The organism is Streptomyces sp. NPDC057307 (assembly GCF_042667665.1).
Taxonomy (GTDB): Bacteria; Actinomycetota; Actinomycetes; order Streptomycetales; family Streptomycetaceae; genus Streptomyces.
In genome coordinates this window covers 1-16,788 of sequence record NZ_JBHUZM010000024.1, presented here as the reverse complement: position 1 = coordinate 16,788, position 16,788 = coordinate 1, and the positions used below count along the sequence as shown (strand labels likewise).

General features: G+C 71.2%; 11 protein-coding genes. 5 read left to right on the top strand and 6 right to left on the bottom strand.

Translation table 11 applies throughout. The features are described 5' to 3' along the window. Positions 1-30 precede the first annotated feature (30 nt). Entirely contained in the window at positions 31-954 is a 924-nt protein-coding gene (locus ACFUN8_RS12200; RefSeq protein ID WP_383634900.1) for a LysR substrate-binding domain-containing protein, read from the top strand. A gap of 59 nt (positions 955-1,013) precedes the next feature. Then, positions 1,014-2,231: an allantoicase gene (gene alc / locus ACFUN8_RS12195; RefSeq protein WP_383634898.1), complete on the top strand. Its 1,218-nt coding sequence runs from the start codon at positions 1,014-1,016 to the stop codon at positions 2,229-2,231. A 129-nt stretch (positions 2,232-2,360) separates the two neighbouring features. Here alc and pepN (ACFUN8_RS12190) read toward each other — a convergent pair whose 3' ends face one another. Then, positions 2,361-4,931 carry an aminopeptidase N gene (pepN, locus tag ACFUN8_RS12190; protein WP_383634896.1) on the bottom strand — a complete coding sequence of 857 codons (2,571 nt, stop codon included), beginning with the start codon at positions 4,929-4,931 and terminating at the stop codon, positions 2,361-2,363. 181 nt (positions 4,932-5,112) lie between these two features. Here pepN (ACFUN8_RS12190) and ACFUN8_RS12185 point away from each other — a divergent pair, with 181 nt between their 5' ends. Beyond that, positions 5,113-5,622, top strand: a complete 510-nt coding sequence (locus tag ACFUN8_RS12185) for a DUF1203 domain-containing protein (protein WP_383634894.1) — start codon at positions 5,113-5,115, stop codon at positions 5,620-5,622. 231 nt (positions 5,623-5,853) lie between these two features. Here ACFUN8_RS12185 and ACFUN8_RS12180 read toward each other — a convergent pair whose 3' ends face one another. The 4 genes from ACFUN8_RS12180 to pepN (ACFUN8_RS12165) form a co-directional block, all read right to left on the bottom strand. Then, positions 5,854-6,882, bottom strand: a complete 1,029-nt coding sequence (locus ACFUN8_RS12180; RefSeq protein ID WP_383634892.1) for an aspartate-semialdehyde dehydrogenase — start codon at positions 6,880-6,882, stop codon at positions 5,854-5,856. Positions 6,883-7,076: 194 nt separating this feature from the next. Then, entirely contained in the window at positions 7,077-10,382 is a 3,306-nt protein-coding gene (locus ACFUN8_RS12175) for a S8 family serine peptidase (RefSeq protein ID WP_383634890.1), read from the bottom strand. A gap of 196 nt (positions 10,383-10,578) precedes the next feature. Further along, positions 10,579-11,667, bottom strand: a complete 1,089-nt coding sequence (locus ACFUN8_RS12170; protein ID WP_383634888.1) for a hypothetical protein — start codon at positions 11,665-11,667, stop codon at positions 10,579-10,581. A gap of 190 nt (positions 11,668-11,857) precedes the next feature. Next, a complete protein-coding gene (gene pepN, locus ACFUN8_RS12165; RefSeq protein WP_383634886.1) occupies positions 11,858-14,476 on the bottom strand; it encodes an aminopeptidase N in 2,619 nt (872 codons plus the stop codon). A gap of 162 nt (positions 14,477-14,638) precedes the next feature. Here pepN (ACFUN8_RS12165) and ACFUN8_RS12160 point away from each other — a divergent pair, with 162 nt between their 5' ends. Next, positions 14,639-15,277 (top strand): DsbA family protein, encoded by a 639-nt coding sequence (locus ACFUN8_RS12160; RefSeq protein ID WP_382564373.1) that lies wholly within the window; start codon positions 14,639-14,641, stop codon positions 15,275-15,277. A gap of 37 nt (positions 15,278-15,314) precedes the next feature. On the opposite strand, the gene ACFUN8_RS12155 is transcribed toward ACFUN8_RS12160, so the two are convergent. Then, positions 15,315-16,049 carry a TetR/AcrR family transcriptional regulator gene (locus tag ACFUN8_RS12155; protein WP_383634883.1) on the bottom strand — a complete coding sequence of 245 codons (735 nt, stop codon included), beginning with the start codon at positions 16,047-16,049 and terminating at the stop codon, positions 15,315-15,317. A 132-nt stretch (positions 16,050-16,181) separates the two neighbouring features. Between ACFUN8_RS12155 and ACFUN8_RS12150 the strand changes: the two genes are divergently transcribed. Further along, a partial coding sequence (locus ACFUN8_RS12150; RefSeq protein WP_383634881.1) for an MFS transporter occupies positions 16,182-16,788 on the top strand: 607 nt, incomplete at its 3' end.

The following is a 16,788-nucleotide window of genomic DNA, read 5'->3' as shown; positions in this document are numbered from 1 at the left end:
TCCGTCTGTCCCGGAGGCAGAGTGGCGGACATGACCGAGTGGGACATCAAGAAGCTCCAGATCCTCAGGACGCTGCGCGAGCGCGGCACCGTCACCGCGACGGCCGAAGCGCTGCTGATGACCCCGTCGGCGGTGTCCCAGCAGCTCTCCAACCTGGCCAGACAGCTCGGCGTACCGCTCCTCCAGGCGCAGGGCCGGCGCGTACGGCTGACCGACGCCGCGCACCTGGTGCTGCGGCACGCCGAGGTGGTCTTCGCCGAACTGGAGCGCGCGGACGCGGAGTTGGCCGGCTATCTGCGCGGTGAGGCGGGCGAGGTGCGGGTCGGCGCGTTCTCGACGGCCGTTCCCGCGCTCGTCGTCCCGGCCGTGGAGCACCTGCGCGCGGTGGCCCCGAGGCTGTCGGTGCGGGTCAGGGAGGCGGAGGCGGCGCAGGCGTACGAGCTGCTGTCCGCCGGCGCGGTGGATCTGGCGCTGTCGCTGGCCGCCCACGCGCCGACCGCCCGTGACCCCCGGTTCACCCAGCTCCCGCTGCTCGTCGACCCGCTGGACGTCGCGCTGCCCGCCGGACACCGTCTCGCGGACGCGCCGGGGCTGCGGCTGGCCGACCTGGCCCGCGAGCCGTGGATCTTCGGGGGCAGTGGCCCCTGGTCCGAGATCACGCTCACCGCGTGCGAGGCGGCCGGGTTCGTGCCCGAACAGGCGCACAGCGCGGCCGGATGGACCGCGATCCTCGCGATGGTCGACGCGGGCATGGGCGTCGCCCTCGTACCGAGGATGGCGGCGGCGGAACAGCGCCGGGACGGGGTGGTGACCCGGGTCCTGAGCGCGGACCAGCCGCGTCGCCATGTGGTGGCGGCGGTCCGGCGCGGGGCGGAGGGCGGCCCGGCGGTGGCGCGGGTGCTGGCGGCGCTGCGGGAGGCGGCGGAGGCGCGTACGACTGTTCAGCACAGCTGAACGAACCTGTCGAAAACATTCGATGGACCGGGACGGTGGGCCGGGGCGACAGTCGGGACATGACTCCAGAAGCGCACCCGAACCCGAGCCCGAACACCCCGCGCGACACCCACGAAGCCCCGCACGAGGACCCGCACGCCAACGACGCCGCGCCGTACGGCGGAGGCGACCCGTACGCGGACTACCGCACCGGCGACTTCCCCTTCACCGAGCTGGTCGACCTCGCCGACCGGCGTCTGGGCGCCGGAGTCGTCGCCGCCAACGACGAGTTCTTCGCGCAGCGCGAGAACCTCCTCGTACGCGAGCGCGCCGTCTTCGACCCCGAGCGCTTCGGCCACAAGGGCAAGATCATGGACGGCTGGGAGACCCGTCGCCGCCGCGGCGCGGACGCCGGCCACCCCTTCCCGGCCGCCGACGACCACGACTGGGCGATCGTCCGCCTCGGCGCGCCCGGCGTCGTACGCGGGATCGTGGTCGACACGGCGCACTTCCGGGGGAACTACCCGCAGCGGATCTCCGTCCAGGCGACGTCGCTCGACGGCGCGCCGAGCCCCGAGGCGCTGCTCGCTCCCGGCGTGACCTGGGAGGAACTGGTGCCGCCCACCCCCGTACGCGGACACGCGGCCAACGGCTTCATCGTCACGTCCGGCCGCCGCCACACCCATCTCCGCCTGCGGCTGCACCCCGACGGCGGCGTGGCGCGCCTGCGCGTCCACGGCGAGGTCGTGCCGGACCCCGAATGGCTCGGACTCCTGGGCACGATCGACCTGTTGTCGGTGCTCAACGGCGGTACGTACGACGACGCCTCCGACCGCTTCTACTCCTCGCCCACGCAGATCATCCTGCCGGGCACGTCCCGCAAGATGGACGACGGCTGGGAGAACCGGCGCAGGCGCGTGCGCGACACGAACGACTGGGTACGGTTCCGGCTCGCCGCGCAGGGCCTGGTGCGCGCGGTGGAGATCGACACGGCGTACCTGAAGGGCAACTCGGCGGGCTGGATCGCGCTGCACGGCCGCGACGCCGGGAGCGACCCCGGGAGCGGCGGCGGGAGCGCGGACAACGGCGAGAGCGGGGAGTGGACGGAGCTGATCCCCCGTACCCGCCTCCAGCCGGACACCCCGCACCGGTTCGTCCTGCCGGTCCCGGCGGTGGTGACGCACGTCCGCCTGGACGCGTTCCCGGACGGCGGCGTCGCGCGGATGCGGCTGCACGGCTCACTGACGGAGGCGGGAGCGGCGGAGCTGCGCTCGCGCTACGAGAACGGGGCGGCGTAACGGCGAAGCGCGCCGGGCCGGGGGCGCGCCGGGCGCTGACGAGCCGGGGCTGACGAGCCGGGGCTGACGAGCCGGGGGCGGCCCCACGAAAGAGCCGCCCCCAACCCGTCACCTCACCTCACCGCGTCGTCAGCCCGCCGCCGCGTCCGCCGCCTGGGCGCGCAGCGCGCGGTCCACGCCCGCCCGGGACTCCGACATCAGGCGGCGCAGCGCCGCGTTCGGGGAGGCCGAGGCCAGCCACGCGTCCGTCGCGTCCAGGGTCGGCTGCCCGACCTGGAGCGCCGGGTACAGGCCCAGCGCGATCTGCTGCGCCATCTCGTGGCTGCGCGAGTCCCACACGCCCTTGACCGCGGCGAAGTACTTGTCCGTGTACGGCGCCAGCAGTTCCAGCTGGTCCGTCTGGACGAAGCCGCCGATGACCGCCTCCTGGAGCGCGTTCGGGAGCTTGTCGGACTCCACGACCGACGCCCACGCCTCGGCCTTCGCCTCCTCGGTCGGCCGTGCCGAGCGGGCCGCCGCGGCGTGCCGCTCGCCCGCCGCCGTACGGTCGCGCTCGTACTCCGCGGCGATCTCCTCCTCGTCGAACACCCCGACCGCCGCCAGCCGCTGGACGAACGCCCAGCGCAGCTCGGTGTCCACGGCGAGGCCCTCGACCGACTCCGTACCGTCCAACAGCCCCTGGAGCAGGTCCAGTTGCTGCGGGGTGCGGGCGGTCGCGGCGAAGGCGCGGGCCCAGGCCAGCTGATGGTCGCTGCCCGCCCCGGCCGTCCGCAGGTGCGCCAGTGTCGCCTCCGTCCACTGCGTGAGCCCCGTCTCGCGCCACTCCGGCGCCGCGTACAGGTCCAGCGCCAGCTTCACCTGGCGGTGCAGCGACTGCACGACACCGATGTCCGTCTCCTTGGCGATGCCCGACAGGACCAGCGCCAGGTAGTCGCGCGTGGCGAGTTCGCCGTCACGCGTCATGTCCCACGCCGACGCCCAGCTCAGCGCGCGCGGCAGCGACTCGGTGAAGTCCCCGAGGTGCGCGGTGACGACCCGCAGCGACTCCTCGTCGAGACGGACCTTCGCGTAACTCAGGTCGTCGTCGTTGAGCAGGATGACCGCGGGGCGCGGCGTGTTCGCCGGGAAGGGCACCTGTGTCAGTTCGCCGTCGACGTCCAGCTCGATCCGGCTCGTGCGGACCAGCTTGCCGTCCCCGTCCAGGTCGTAGCAGCCGATCGCGATGCGGTGCGGGCGCAGCACCGGCGTGCCCTTCGCGCCCGGGGGCAGCGCGGGCGCCTCCTGCCGTACGGCGAGGGAGGCCACGTGCCCCGCCTCGTCCAGCTCGATCTCCGGCCGCAGCACATTGATGCCGGCCGTCTCCAGCCACGCCTTCGACCAGGTCTTCAGATCACGCCCGGAGGTCTCCTCCAGCGCGCCCAGCAGATCGGAGAGGCGTGTGTTGCCGAAGGCGTGCGCCTTGAAGTACGCCTGCACGCCCCGGAAGAACTCGTCCTGACCGACGTACGCGACGAGCTGCTTGAGGACGGAGGCGCCCTTCGCGTACGTGATCCCGTCGAAGTTGACGAGCACGTCGTCCAGGTCGGTGATCTCCGCCATGATCGGGTGCGTCGACGGGAGCTGGTCCTGCCGGTACGCCCAGGTCTTCATGGAGTTGGCGAACGTCGTCCACGACTGCGGCCACCGCGACTCCGGCGCGTGCGCGAGGCACGCGATCGAGGTGTACGTCGCGAACGACTCGTTCAGCCACAGGTCGTTCCACCACTCCATGGTGACCAGGTCGCCGAACCACATGTGCGCCAGCTCGTGCAGGATCGTCTCGGCGCGCGTCTCGTACGCCGCGTCCGTCACCTTCGAGCGGAAGACGTACTGGTCGCGGATGGTGACGGCGCCCGCGTTCTCCATCGCGCCCGCGTTGAACTCGGGCACGAACAGCTGGTCGTACTTGGCGAACGGGTACGCGTAGTCGAACTTCTCCTGGAACCAGTCGAAGCCGAGCCGCGTGACCTCGAAGATCGCGTCCGCGTCCAGGTACTCGGCGAGCGAGGGCCGGCAGTAGACGCCGAGCGGCACCGACTGGCCGTCCTTCTCGTACGTGCTGTGCACCGAGTGGTACGGGCCGACGATCAGCGCGGTGATGTACGTCGAGATCCGCGGCGTCGGCTCGAAGCGCCACACGTTCGACTCGGGCTCCGGCGTGGGGGAGTTCGAGACGACGGTCCAGCCCTCGGGGGCCGTCACCGTGAACCGGAACGTCGCCTTGAGGTCCGGCTGCTCGAACGAGGCGAACACACGCCGCGCGTCCGGCACCTCGAACTGCGTGTACAGATAAGCCTGTTGGTCGACCGGGTCGACGAACCGGTGCAGACCCTCACCGGTGTTGGTGTACTCGCAGTCCGCGATCACCGTCAGCTCGTTCGCGCCCTGCCGCAGATGGGGCAGCGCGATGCGCGAGTCCCGGAAGACCACGGCCACGTCCAGGGGCTTGCCGTTCAGCACCACCTCGTGCACGGCGGGCGCGACCAGGTCGATGAAGGTCTCCGCCCCGGCTTCCGTGCTCTCGAAGCGCACGGTCGTGGCGGACCGGTAGCTCCCGCCCTCCTGCGCGCCGCTGAGATCGAGGTCGATCTCGTACGAGTCAACGGTGAGGAGGCGCGCCCGCTGCTGCGCCTCTTCACGGGTCAGATTTGTGCCAGGCACCCGGTCATCTCCTCGGATCGGTACGTTTTCGCCCATCCTTCCATGCGGACCCGGTCGGCCGCCCGGCAGTAATCAGGCTGCCCGGAGCCATCGCCGGAGCCATCGCCGGAGCCTCCCCGGGCCGTACCGCGACGTCCGAAAACCGCCGGTCGGCGCGGCCCGACGGCGTGATGCTCGTTCCATGACACACCAGATCGCACAGCACGTCGCACGACCCATCGAGCCCGCCGCCCTCAAGGAACTCCGCGACACCGACGACGCGGGCGCCACCCGTACCCCGTTCACCGACACCGAGGGCGGCCACCCGCTGCGCTGCTGCCTGCGCCCCAGCCGCGTGGGCGAGCGGATCACGCTCGTGACGTACGCGCCGCTGCGCCGCTGGGCAGCCGAGACCTGGGCCAAGCCCGGCGCGTACGACGAGCAGGGCCCCGTCTTCATCCACGCCGAGGAGTGCGAGGGCCCGGCCGCGGACGCGACGGGCTACCCCTTCGCCAGATCCGGCGCGCTGCGCACCGTGCGCCGTTACGACTCCGAGGGGCGCATCGTCGGCGGCCGGCTGCTGGAGATCCCCGAGGCGGCGGACGAGGGCTTCGACGAGGCGTTCGCGGAGGCCTTCGCGGACCCGGCGGTGGCGCTCGTCCACGTACGGGCGGTGGAGTACGGCTGCTTCCACTTCGAGGTACGCCGCTGACGCCTCAGGTGCCGGACGGGTTCGGGCCCGTCCGGCACCTCAGGACCAGAGGTCCTAGGGCCTGTCTTCAAAGTAGCGCCGTCCGCCCGTAGGGCGGGGCCTGCGGCGGCTGGTGCGGTGCATCGCAAGGCGGAGGATCGGCCTCGTACTGGGCGTACTTGGTCGATTCCGACAACGCGGCGAGGTGCCGTGCCAGGCGTCGCAGGCCAGGCGGGACTTTGAAGACAGGGCCTAGCCGCGCGGCTCCGCCGCGACCAGTTCGGCGATCTGCACCGCGTTCAGCGCGGCGCCCTTGCGCAGGTTGTCGTTCGAGACGAACAGCGCCAGGCCGTTCTCCACCGTCTCGTCGTCGCGGATGCGTCCTACGTAGGAGGCGTCCTTGCCCGCGGCCTGGAGCGGTGTCGGGATCTCGGACAGTTCGACGCCGGGGGCGTCCTTCAGCAGCTCGTACGCCCGCGCCACGCTGATCGGGCGCTCGAAGCGGACATTGACCTGGAGGGAGTGGCCGGAGAAGACCGGCACCCGCACACAGGTCCCGGAGACCTTCAGCTCCGGGATCTCCAGGATCTTGCGGGACTCGTTGCGGAGCTTCTGCTCCTCGTCCGTCTCGAAGGAGCCGTCGTCCACGATCGAGCCCGCGAGCGGCAGCACGTTGAAGGCGATCGGGCGCTTGTAGACGGTCGGCTCGGGGAAGTCCACGGCGTCGCCGTCGAAGGTCAGGCGGTCGGCGTTCTCGACGACCTTGCGGGCCTGGTCGTGCAGTTCCGCGACGCCCGCGAGCCCGGAGCCGGACACGGCCTGGTAGGTGGTGGCGACGAGCGCGGTGAGACCCGCCTCGTCGTGCAGCGGGCGCAGCACGGGCATCGCGGCCATCGTGGTGCAGTTCGGGTTGGCGATGATGCCCTTGGGGCGGTTGGCGACCGCGTGCGGGTTGACCTCGGAGACCACCAGCGGGACCTCGGGGTGGCCGCGCCAGGCGGACGAGTTGTCGATCACGACGGGACCCTGGGACGCCACCTTCTCGGCGAGCGCCCGGGACGTGGCGCCGCCCGCGGAGAAGAGCACGATGTCCAGGCCGGTGTAGTCGGCGGTGGACGCGTCCTCGACGGTGATCGGCTTGCCCCGCCACTCGATGGTGGACCCCGCGGAGCGTGCGGAGGCGAACAGCCGCAGCTCGTCGGCCGGGAAGTTCCGCTCGGCCAGGATGGTGCGCATGACTGTGCCGACCTGACCGGTGGCTCCGACGATTCCGACCTTCACAGGGACTCCTCCGTACGTACATGCGGCCCGGGTGCCGCGTCCATGATGCGTCTGTCCGAGCCCGCCTTGTCCAATCCATTCCGCTGGTCGGGACGGTGCGGCGTCGGTCACAGCGCGGGCGGCGCACGTAAGGGGCGGGCGCCCGTCCGGACGCCCGCCCCTCTTCCTACGTGTCCACCGTTACGGCGTAACCGCTACGGCAGGACCTTCTCGATCACGACACTGCCGGTGCCCGCGGCCGTACCGCGCGCGTTCAGCAGCTGGACCTCGCCGAAGAACTGCCGGCCCTCCGGAGCCGCGCCGGCCACCGTCACCTCGGCGGAGACCTCCGCCGACGCGCCGTTGGCGAGCTTCACCGGAGTGTCGCCGACCGTGACCTCGCCGAGCGTCGCCGAGTAGAAGACGTCCCGGTAGTCGTACTCGGTGGTCCCGGCGGGGACCGAGTAGCCGTCCACCACGAAGGTGTACTCACCGGCCGCAGGCGCGATCAGGCTGACGGCCTCCTCGGAGTCGCCGTCGGCGGCCTGGCCGACGAGCACGCCGTCCCGGTAGACCGAGAGGTCCAGGTCCGCCGAGTTGTCCGAGGTGCCGCCGATGGCCACGTCGAGCCGCTCGACGCCCGCACCGAGGGTGACGGTCGTCTCCTTCTGCTCGCCCTGGGCGATCGAAGGCCGGTCGACCTTCGCCGAGCCGAGCGAGCCGCCCGCGAGCTTGCCGTCGATGGCGGCGAACCCGTTGGTGACGGTCCACTCGACCGGGGCCGGGGTACCGATCTTGGCCTCGGGGAGTGTGGTGACGGCCGGGTCGAACGAGGCACCCAGCACGGTGACGTCCAGCTTGTACGGGTTGTTCAGCAGCGGCGACGTACGACGCGACTCGACCTCGATCTCCCAGACGCCCGGCGTCGGGTCCGCGTACGAACGCAGATCCGGACGGCAGGTGTTGGCCGGGTTCACATAGTTCGGGTAGCAGAAGATCGTCGAGCTGTCCTCCATCTGCACACCCTGCGGGTGCAGGCTGATGAAGCGCGTCTGGCTGCCCGCCGCGAGTCCGCCGAGCGCGACCTCAAGGGTCTTGGCGCCCTCGGGGACGGTGACGAAGTACGACTCGGTGCCGTTGCGCTCGACCGAGCCCAGCGACGAGTACGTGAACGAGGGCTTCGCCAGCTTCTTGGAGACGACCACCGTGGTGAGGATCTGCTTGTCCACGCCCGTGCTGGAACGGTCGTCCAGTTCGAGGATGGCACTGTGCGCGCCGGCCTGGTCGGCCTTGGCCTGCACGGTGACGGTGACCGGCTTGTTCTTCGGCAGCTTGACGTTCTTGCCGCTCAGCAGCTTGAAGGTGCCGTCGTTGTACTTCCAGTTGAGCTGGTGCGCCACCAGGCCCTTGGGACCGGTGGTGCGGGTGACGGTGACGTCGTACGTCCGGCTCTTGCCGGCCTGGAGGCCGCCCTCGCGGTCGTACAGACCCGTGCCGAAGCCCGGGGTCTTGAGCGCGAAGTCGATCGAGGTGTCGACCGGGGCCTTGACGCTGTACTCGTTGGCCTTGGCACCGTCCTCGATCGCGTCCCACGCGCCGACGACGTCGATGAGGCCCGAGCCCTGCTCGTGCGCCTTCTTGCCGGCGATCTTGGTGGCGGTCGAGGTGAGAGCGGTACGCAGCTTCGCGGGGGTCAGTTCGATCCCCTTCTGCTTGGCCGCCGAGAGCAGCAGCGCGCTCGCGCCGGTCGCCTGCGGCGAGGCCATCGAGGTGCCCTGGAGCATCGAGTAGCCGGGCGGCAGCGAGTAGCCGGCCTCGGCGACGGGGCCGCCGGGGTACCAGGTCTGCGTGGTGTTGATGGCGGCGCCGGGGGCCGTGATGATCGGCGCGAAGCCACCGTCCTCACGCGGACCGCGGGCGGAGAACGGCATCATGTCGTAGTCGGTCGTGACGACCGAGCCGTAGTTCGCCGCCCAGGTCTCCTTGGAGATGGAGGCGCCGACGGAGATGACCTTGTCCGCGACGGCGGGGTCGCTGATGGTGTTGGTGCCGGGGCCGTCGTTGCCCGCGGAGATCACCAGCTGGACGCCGTAGGTGTCGATGAGCCGGTTGTACAGCTCGGCCCGCGCGTTGTTGCCGTCGTTCAGACCGGGCAGTCCGCCGATGGACATGTTGACGATGTCCACGCCGCGCTCGATGACGAGGTCGGCCATGCCCTCCGTGAGGGCGATGTTGGTGCAGCCGCCGCTCCAGGTGCAGGCGCGCGAGGAGACCAGCTGGGCGCCGGGCGCCGCGCCGTTCATCTTGCCGCCGAACAGGCTGTTGGCCGCGGTGATACCGGCGACGTGCGTGCCGTGCGAGCCCTCGATGACACCGATGTTGACGTAGTCGGACTTGACGCCCGCGTTGTTGACGACGTCCTCGCGGACCTCGATGACGAACGGGATGCGCTCGACGATCTCGGTCTTCGGGTTGTCCTCGCCGAAGTAGCCGATCTGGAAGCCGTTCTTGTACGGCTTCATGATCGTGTCGTTGCCGAACTTGGCGTCGTTGTTGAGGTCGACCCGCACGGTGCGGGTGCCCGCGTCGTAGAGCAGCGCCCACACGTCGGTGGTGTCGCCGTCCCGGTTCAGGTCCCCGGCCATGTCACCGCCGCGCGTGGCGGATTCGGCGAACAGGTTGAACTTGTAGCTCCCGGCCGGGGCCGAGTACGTCCGGCCGTTGACCGTGAACGACGGGCCCTTGACGTCGAGCTGCATCGGACGCCAGGTGCCGTCACCGTCGTTGACCGGGTCCGTCGCCGTGACCCAGTCGACGATCTTGCGCTCGCCGGTGCTGGTCTTCTGCAGCGACGGGTGACCCAGGTCGACGCCCGAGTCGAGGATGCCGATGGTGACCCCGCGGCCGTCGGCCTTCGGGTTCTGCTTGACGAAGTCCACCGCACCGGTCTCGAAGGACGGGTTGTACGGGTTCTTCGCCGGGGTGTTCGCGCCGGGCGCCGTCGCGGCCTTGGCGCCCTTGGCCTTCGCCGCGCCCTTCACCGTGTCGGCGGCGGGCGTCGGGTCGTCCAGCTCGATCTCGTGCTTGAGGTCGATGCCGTGGACGGAGGAGAGCTTCTGAGCCGCCTTGAGCGCGGCCTCGGCCTTGCCCGTGGGCAGGGTGGCCCGTACGTAGCCGAGCTTGTCGTACGTCTTGCCGACCACCGCGCCGGACACGGCGTCGAACTGGTCGGAGACCTGCTCGGTCTGGCCCGGAGCCGTGGCCACCATGACGGTGACGTTCTTCTCACCCTCGGCGACGGCCTTGTCGAGCAGGTCGACGTCGGACGAACCGAGCTTCTCGGTGGCGGACTTGGCGGGTTTCACAGGTGCGGAGGCGGCCGGGTCGTCGGCAGCCGGAGCGGCGAAGACAGGCAGCGCGCCGGTGGCTATCAGCGCGGCGGCCAGGCCCGTGGCGGCGGCGACCCGAGCCACGCGTCTCGGACCGGATATGGAGCTCTCGGATTCGGAGGTCATCAGCATCCCTGGTTGTGAAAGAGACAGTCCGGAATTCGGTACCGGATGACCGCTCAGCTTTGCGTAAATGACCAGGGTTTGTGGAGAGCTGTCGGTGTCGGGAAGTGGCGGTGGCGTACATCCGCCACCGGGCGCCGTCCGCCATCGAGGATCAACCGCCCCATATCCGGGCTTCTCGCGGCCCGGCCGTGGTCGCCGGTCCTCACCGCGGCAGTACGACCACGCGCGCCGGGGGCTCCCGGTCGGCCGCCGCGAGCAGGGCCGTACGGACCACCGTCGACTGCAGCTCCATCGAGTCCCGCAGCTTTCTGGGCGTCAGATGGACCACCGTGACGCCGAGCCGCTCCAGATGCTCGCGCTTGCGGGCGGACTCCGACCACCGGACATCGTCCTGCGGCGTCCCGCCGTGGCGTGGCGCGCGGGTGTCCAGCTCCACGGCGACCGCGTGGTCGGGCCAGTAGGCGTCCACGCCGCCGAGGTGCGGGCCGCCCGGCAGCCGCAGGTCGACGTTCCAGACCGGCTCGGGGAGCCCGTACGTCCGCACCATCTCGTAGAGCCGGTCCTCGGCGAGCGCCCGGCCTGCCGCGAGCAGCGAGTCGACGGCGTCCACGACATGCGGCCGGGACAGCAGCCGGGCCTGGCTCAACTCCCGTACGATCGCCGCCGGTTCGCAGTGACCGTCCCGTACCGCCTCGGTGAGCAGCAGACGTACGGCCGCCGCGTCGGTGAGCCCGGCGACCGCGTCGGCCAGGGCGCGCGCGACGGGCGCGACGGGCAGGCCGGTGACCCGCTCGGCGGCGGGCAGCGTGTGGGCGCGCACGATACGGACGCAGCCCGTGGAGCGCAGTCGGCGGGTGCGGGGGACGAGCACGTCGATGTGGGTCAGCGTGGTCAGCGCGGGGGCCGAGGAGAGGCCGTGCAGGGTGAGGGCGGCCAGGCCGGTGATCATGGCGATGTCGCGGCGAGCGCCGGTGCCCGCGCCGGCGGGCTGCGCCGGGACGTCCCCGCGCGCCGCGCCGGCGGCCGGGCGGCGCTCCGCGTACAACAGGGCGCCGCGCAGGCGCTCTTCGCTGGTGGGCGGGCCCTGGTGGAGCAGGAACACCCCCGGCAGCAACTGCTGCCAGGGCCCCCCGGGCGCGCAGCGCGCGGCGGCGCGCGCGGCACTGACCCCGTGCTCACGCAGCTGCGCGGCGGACAGGACACGCCGCCGCGCGCCGTCGAGGTGGCTGAGCGGGCGGGGGGAGAGCGGAGAGGGGGTCTCGCCGCCGCAGGAGGTGGAGGAGTTGTTCATGTCCGGGGCTTCCCCGCGAACGGCCCACCCGCTAACCGCTGTTACGAGCCCGTCGACAAATCCGGACAAGCTCGTCCTAAAGTACGGACGTTCGATTGCCGATCAGACGGGGCGCTTTCGGAGTGGGCAGGCGCTTCCGGGGCAGGTGGGGCGCTTTCGGAAGCGCCCCACCCATGACCCGCGCGCCGGCTCAGGCCGACGCCGCCGCGCCCGCCGCCGCGTCGCACACCTGGGCGGCCAGCGCGCGCGCCAGGTCGTCCCGCGCCTCAAGTACCAGTCGGCGCAGGGCCGGTGGCGCGTCCGGATGCCCCGTGAGCCAGGCGTCCGTGTCGCGCACCGTCTCCGGGCGGTCCTGCAGGCTCGGGTACAGCCCCCGCACCACATCCATGCCGATCTGGATCGAGCGCTCGGCCCACACCTCTTCGATCACCTCGAAGTACTTCTCCGCGTACGGCGCGGTCAACGCCCGCTGCCCCGGCTGCGCGAAGCCCGCGATCGTCGCCTCCACCAGCGCGTTCGACAGGGCGTCGGAGTCGACGACGTCCGACCACGCGGTCGCCTTGACCTCCTCCGAGGGCCGCGCGGCCAGACAGCGGACCTGATGGCGCTTGCCCGACGCCGTGTCGTCACGGGCCAGTTCCGCCGCGATCACGGACTCGTCGGCCAGGCCGTGCGAGGCCAGCGGACGCAGGAAGCTCCAGCGCAGCTCCTGGTCGACATCGAGACCGTCGACCTTCGCCGTGTTCCCCAACAGGCCCCGCAGCAGCTGGAAATCGGCGTCCGAGGTGGCGGTCGACGCGAAGAACCGCGCCCAGGTCAACTGGTGCTGACTGCCCGGCTCGGCCAGCCGCAGCTCGCCCAGCGCGCCTGCCGCCAGCGCCGCCGCGCCCTCCTCGCGCCACGCGGGCGCCGCGTAGTGGATCAGCGCGCCCTGCGCCCAGGCGTGCAGCATCTGGAGCACACCGATGTCCGACTCGCGTCCGGCGAACCGCAGCACCAGGGCGATGAAGTCCCGGGCCGGCATCAGCCCGTCACGCGTCAGATTCCACAGCGCCGACCAGCACAGCGCCCGCGCCAGCGGGTCGGTCAGTTCGCCGAGGTGCTCGCGCAGCGTCTCCAGCGAGCCCTCGTCGAACCGGATCTTGCAGTACGTCAGGTCGTCGTCGTTGACCAGGATCAGATCGGGCCGCTCGGCCCCGGCCAGCTCCGTGACGACCGTACGCGGCCCCTCGACGTCGACCTCGGCGCGCGCGTACCGGACCAGCTCGGCGTCCACGCTCTCGCGCCGGTACAGCCCCACGGCCACCCGGTGCGGGCGCAGTTCGGGGTGCGACTCGGCGGCCTCCTGGACCACGGCCAGCTCCGTCAGCCGCCCGGAGGCGTCGTAAGTGACCACCGGGGTGAGGGAGTTGACGCCCGCCGTCTCCAGCCAGGAGCGTGACCACGACGTCATGTCGCGCCCCGACGTCTCCTCCAGCACCGACAGCAGGTCGCCCAGCCGGGTGTTCCCGTACGCGTGCCGCTTGAAGTAGCGCCGCGCGCCCTCCAGGAACGCCTCCCGCCCCACGTACGCGACGAGTTGCTTCAGCACCGACGCGCCCTTGGCGTAGGTGATGCCGTCGAAGTTGAGCTTGGCGTCCTCCAGGTCACGGATGTCGGCCGTGATCGGATGCGTGGACGGCAGCTGGTCGGCGCGGTACGCCCACGACTTGCGGCTGTTGGCGAAGGTCACCCACGCGTTGGTGAAGCGTGTCGCCTCCGCCTGCGACAGCGCGCCCATGAAGTCGGCGAACGACTCCTTGAGCCACAGGTCGTCCCACCACAGCATCGTCACCAGGTCGCCGAACCACATGTGCGCCATCTCGTGCAGGATGACGCTCGCGCGACGCTCGTACGACGCCTCGGTGACCCGGCCCCGGAAGACGTAGTCCTCACGGAAGGTCACACAGCCGGGGTTCTCCATCGCGCCGATGTTGTACTCCGGCACGAACGCCTGGTCGTACTTCCCGAAGGGATACGGGTAGTCGAAGTGGTCGTGGAAGAAGTCCAGGCCCTGCTTGGTCACCAGGAAGATGTCGTCGGCGTCGAAGTGCCGGGCGAGACCCTTGCGGCAGAGCGCCCCGAGCGGGATCTCCAAGGTGGAGCCGTCGGGCAGCGCGCGCCGGTACACGTCGGTGACATGGTGGTACGGCCCGGCCACGACGGCCGTGATGTACGTCGCGATCGGCCTGGTCTCGGCGAACGTCCACACACCGGTGTCGGCGCCGGACCGGGTCGCCGCGCCGTTGCTCCAGACCGTCCAGCCCTCCGGCGCGGTCACCTCGAAGCTGAACGGCGCCTTCAGATCAGGCTGTTCGAAGTTGGCGAAGACACGGCGCGCGTCGGCCGGCTCGTACTGCGTGTAGAGATAGACCTCGCCGTCCTCCGGGTCGACGAAGCGGTGCATGCCCTCGCCCGTACGGCTGTACGCGCACTGCGCGTCCACGACCAGCACGTTCTCGGCGGCCAGCCCGAACAGCGCGATCCGCGCGCCGTCGAACACGACGGACGGGTCCAGCGGGCGCCCGTTCAGCGTCACCGACGTCACGCTCGGCGCCACCAGATCGACGAAGGTGGCGATGCCCGGCTGCGCCGAGCGGAAACGGATCGTCGTCAGTGAGCGGAAGGTGCGTGCCGCGCCGCCCCCCGGCGAGTTGTCCGGCGCCTCACCGACCGCCGAACGCAGGTCGAGGGCGACCTCGTACCCGTCGACGGACAGCAGCTCGGCCCGCTCGCGGGCCTCGTCGCGGGACAGATTCTCACCGGGCACGGGCACTCCTTCGTGTGCGTGTTTTTGCCTACAACGGTTCGAATTCTCCCACGGGGCATCCGCCGGGAGTGTTCCGGGAATGACCGCGGCGACCCGTGGCGTTGCCCGATACGTTGCCCATCGCTGGACCTGACCCGTTCTTTTCCGAGGAGAGACACGCCCATGAGTGAGACGAAGACCAAGACGCCGGTCGACTTCTGGTTCGACCCGCTCTGTCCGTGGGCGTGGATGACGTCCCGCTGGATGCTGGAGGTCGAGAAGGTCAGGGACGTCGAGGTCCACTGGCACGTCATGAGCCTGGCCGTACTGAACGAGCCGAAGCTCGACGAGCTTCCCGAGCAGTACCGGGAGGGCATGAAGGCCGCCTGGGGCCCGGTCCGCGTCGTGATCGCCGCCCAGCAGCTGCACGGCGACGAGGTCGTCGGCAAGCTCTACACCGCGCTCGGCACCCGCTTCCACAACCTCGGTGAGGGCAACAGCCTGGAGTCCGTCTCCGCCGCGCTGGCGGACGTCGGCCTGCCGGCGGACCTCATCGAGTACGCGGAGAAGGACACGTACGACACCGAGCTGCGCGCCTCCCACAAGGAGGGCATCGACAAGGTCGGCCAGGAGGTCGGCACTCCGGTGATCGCGGTGCCCGGCTCGGACGGCGAGCAGATCGCCTTCTTCGGCCCGGTCGTCACCCCCGCGCCCAAGGGCGAGGAGGCCGCCAAGCTGTGGGACGGCACGCTGATGGTCGCCTCGATCCCCGGCTTCTACGAGATCAAGCGCACCCGTACGCAGGGGCCGATCTTCGACTGAGCCCGTCTCTCCGGGCTCGCGGCTAACGGCTCGCGGTTCACGGCCCGCGCCGCCGCGCGCGGGCCGCGATCCCCTCGACGAACACGTCCAGGGAGAACTCGAAGAGGGTGTCCGGCGAGTCGGGCTCCAGCTCGCCGGCCCCGCCGAGGTGTGCCAATTCCACCTCGTCCACCGTTTCCCCCGCTTCCGCGCGCAGCCACGGCGGTGGGGACTGCCCCAGCTCCGCCGGGTCGAGATGGGCGGGCGGCCGGTCGTGGAGTGAGTCCGTGAACTCCACGAAGCCCACGACCAGCCTGATCGACTCCATGCACGCGCGATAGGCGTCCTGCGGCGTGAGCCCGGTCGCCGCGAAGAACCCGATCAGCGCGTCCACGTTCCGCAGCATCACCGGATGCCGGGCCATGGTGATGTTCTCGCTCAACGCCAGTGTGGTCATGCCGGGATGCGCCCGGTGATGCGCCCGCAGATCGCGGCAGAACGCGCGCAGCGACTCCCGCCGGCCACCCGGCGCCGGATCCAGCTCCGGCGGCCGCCACGCCGCCTCGAAGATCTCGGCCGCGACGGTGATCAGGTCGCGCCGGTCCTCGACGTAGTTGTAGAGCGCCCGTGGCGACACCCCGAGTTCGGCGGCCAGCGACCGCATCGTCAGCTCGGCGGCCCCGTGCTCCCCGAGGAAGTCCAGCGCCGCCCGCCCCACGGATTCCCGGGTGAGGGTGGCGCGCCCCTTGCGGTGGGTGGGCCGGCGCCGGGCCGGCGAATGGTCGCTGCTCATCAGGGCCCGAGGCTAACAATCGGGCGGACCCCACGCTGAACTTCACACATGTTGACTTTAAGCCCCAGGCCGTCCAGGGTTGCTCAGGCAAGGCTCACCTAACCCTCGCCCAGCCCCTTCCTGGAGTCGTACATGCGCCTGGCCGGCCTCGTCATGGATGTCACCCCGCTCCGCGAGAACCGCGACTTCCGGCTGCTCTACGCGGGCTTCGTCGGCGCCCTGTTCGGCACGCTGATGACGAGCGTCGCCGTCGCCGTACAGATCTACGACCTCACGGGCTCACCGTTCCAGATCGGCCTCGTCAGCCTCGCCCGCGCACTGCCGCTGGTGGTGGGCGTCCTCGTCGGCGGGGTGCTCGCCGACCGCGCGGACCGCCGGAAGCTGATGCTCGTCACCCGGCTGCCGCTGACGCTCGTCGCCGCCGCCCTCGCGGTCAACGCCCTCCAGCCCGAGCCCCGCCTCTGGGTCATCTACGTCGCGACCGGCTGCACCGGACTGCTCGCCGGGCTCGGCGGCCCCGCGATGCTCGCCGCCATCCCCGCGCTCGTCGGCACCGAACGCCTCGCGGCGGCGGGCGCGTTGACCGCCGCGTCCACACAGTTCGCCGCCCTGCTGGGGCCGGCCGTCGGCGGGCTGCTCATCGCCGGACCCGGCCTCGCCGCCTGCTACGCCGTCGACGCCGTGGGGTTCCTGGTCTTCTCGGTGGCGCTGCTCTTCGTACGGCCGCTGGCGCCCCCCC